The sequence below is a fragment of the Okeania sp. SIO2B9 genome (assembly GCF_010672505.1).
Lineage (GTDB): Bacteria > Cyanobacteriota > Cyanobacteriia > Cyanobacteriales > Microcoleaceae > Okeania > Okeania hirsuta.
Genome location: NZ_JAAHGK010001095.1, coordinates 1 through 2,637 on the forward strand (window position 1 = coordinate 1; position 2,637 = coordinate 2,637).

Here is a 2,637-nt window from a genome sequence, read left to right on the forward strand (position 1 = left end):
TTATAAATCTGATGTCTGACCTGACTCAATTACTTGGAGATTATACTGACCCCTACCTGTTTTATCGTAAGAATTAACTATTACACGATATTTACCTGTAACAGTTAGAGTAATTGTTAGTTGAGAATTTGTATTTTTTTGACTAACATCATCATGTTCTCCCAGTAATTCACCAGTAGGACTAAATACTGCTAAATAAGTATCAAAGTCAGGACTTTCTAAGATTACAGTTACTACTTGACCTGTTGTTCCTTCAAAAGTATGTTCATCATAAATACTTTCATCAGATGGAAGTACTAAGTCTCCATCACTCAGTGTTCCTTCTAGCTGTAATATTTCTTTTCCAACTTTTTGTTCTTGGGTAGAAGGAGTAGTTTCTTCTGGAGTTGGAGTAGTTTCTTCTGGAGTTGGAGTAGTTTCTTCTGGATTTGGGGTAGTTTCTTCTGGAGTTGGGGTAGTTTCTTCTGGATTTGGAGTAGTTTCTTCTGGAGTTGGAGTAGTTTCTTCTGGAGTTGGAGTAGTTTCTTCTGGAGTTGGAGTAGTTTCTTCTGGAGTTGGAGTAGTTTCTTCTGGAGTTGGAGTAGTTTCTTCTGGAGTTGGAGTATCCTGAACTAAAATTTCATTAGCATAGCTAGAATTGATAACCACCGGATGAAATAGAAGGATAGGGAAAAGTAAAGTTTTTCCCATAATACTTAGTAGACCAAAAGGAGCGATCGCCCAAAATCTTGCTTGACGCATTAATCACCTCAAATAAATATACTACTTAAATTCTCCAACTAGTCTACTAGCATAGTGGGAAATAATCACGAATAATTATTAATTGAAAAAGTTTAGGGTAAATTTTAGTTAGTAATTACAGAGTATCACTATAATCATCTTTTTTTTATTTTCAAACCAATACTTGTACTTAACTTATTAACTGTTTGATTTTGCTGTAAGACAATTTGTTGCACTTCCTAGAAATTCATGTTTCCTATAAATAAATTTTTTGAGAAAATTGCTATTATCCGCTCATTATGACATTTTAAATCAATTTAATATTTCATATAAAAAAAATACAGTCCCTTGATTCTCCTAACCTCTAGCTCCTCTCTAAAAAAGGGGAGAATATGTGGCAAGAAGTTTTAGTATTTCATCTCAATACATCTTATTGGGTTTCCGTTCCTCAAACCTACTTATATCTACTAACTACTGTACTGGCAAACGACTATTTACTATTTAGGTGACTTTAAAAGTCAAAATTTTTTCATCCTCCTTTGTCGATATTTCTGGTCAAAAATTTTTTTTAACCTTCATATCCCTATCTATCAATCAGTAGATAAAATTTCAGACAATTTATCTATAGTAATTTATCCTTTCACGCTCAAAGAAAGGTCTAATTCTGGGTGAAACAGACTCAATTTTCAACCGATATTCTCCTGACTCTCCTGCTTCATAAGAATTTGCTAATAACTTGTAAGTTCCATTTTCTGGTAGCGTAATCACAATTCTGGCATTTTTTTCTCCACCACTATCATCATCTTGAGCTAATTCTTGACCATTTGAACTTAATAAAATCAAGTAAGAATCTATTTTATTACTACTCATATCAATAGAAATCTTTTGACCTGCTAAACCTTCAAAAGCGTAAAGGTCATAATAACTATTGTCTACAGGTAATACATTAGATTCACTGTCCAAATTGCCCTTTATTTCTATTAAACCATTAAGGTCTAATTTTTCAGCCTGTCTCTCATCAAACATTCCTGTTTGCTGTTGAGCTACTAAAGGCGCTCTTCCTTCTCGAACCGCTCTTAGAAACTCTGGGACTCTATCCATAGATATAGCAAAACCAATGCCAATATTACCCCCTAATTGACCACGAGTAAATATAGCAGTATTGACACCAATAAGTTCTCCAGAACTATTCAATAGTGGCCCCCCTGAATTACCAGGGTTAATAGCTGCATCTGTTTGGATCAATCCTCTTTCTCGATCTATACGACTAACTATTCCTACAGTAAGAGTACCTTGAAATCTGCCAAAAGGATTTCCGATAGCAAAAGCTCGCTGACCTACTTTTGTCGAACCTGGACGAGCTATTCTAATAGTAGGAAGGTTTCTTTGTCCTCGAATTTTGAGAACTGCTAAGTCTAAATCTTCTTCACCAAAACCTATGACATCTGCTGTAACTTTTCTACCATCTGCTAAGGTAATTTTGACCACACGGCCTTGAGATACGACATGAGCATTTGTTAATACCATTCCTTCGGGACTGATAATGGCACAACTACCATTAGTTTTATCTGTATCTATGGAAACTACTGCTTGACTAGCTTGTTCATAAACACGAATATTAGTTTGTTCTTCTAGACTCAGAGAAAGTAGTGTTTCTTTTCGGTTTTTATTCAGGGGTCTGGGAATTGTATCCACTTTTATTTGAGCTTTGACTGGAGGAAAATTACTTAAATTCACACCAACTGCTACTACTATAAGTATTCTTAATGTGGTTTTTGACAAAAATTTGGCATTCATTGTTGCTTGTCAAGTCTAGTTTATATTTAATATTATTACCCAGTAATTTTTTGAAAAATAGAGTTAGGAGTTGAGTAGCCAATAGACAGAATTAATGAGTGAGTTATTCAGCAGTTGCCA

Annotated in this window: 2 protein-coding genes; both read right to left on the reverse strand. The window is 34.4% G+C overall.

Going from position 1 to position 2,637, the window contains the following annotated elements; genetic code table 11:
* The gene (locus F6K13_RS27675; protein ID WP_192901306.1) at positions 1-741 is read right to left on the reverse strand and encodes a PPC domain-containing protein; all 741 of its coding nucleotides are present in this window, start codon (positions 739-741) and stop codon (positions 1-3) included.
* Positions 742-1,338: 597 nt separating this feature from the next.
* Positions 1,339-2,517, reverse strand: a complete 1,179-nt coding sequence (locus F6K13_RS27680) for a trypsin-like peptidase domain-containing protein (protein WP_287289088.1) — start codon at positions 2,515-2,517, stop codon at positions 1,339-1,341.
* Positions 2,518-2,637 lie beyond the last annotated feature (120 nt).

Bases quoted from the DNA above. Each gene is read 5' to 3' on its own strand.
- F6K13_RS27675 (WP_192901306.1), bottom strand. From the start codon at position 741: ATGCGTCAAGCAAGATTTTGGGCGATCGCTCCTTTTGGTCTACTAAGT.
- F6K13_RS27680 (WP_287289088.1), bottom strand. From the start codon at position 2,517: ATGAATGCCAAATTTTTGTCAAAAACCACATTAAGAATACTTATAGTA.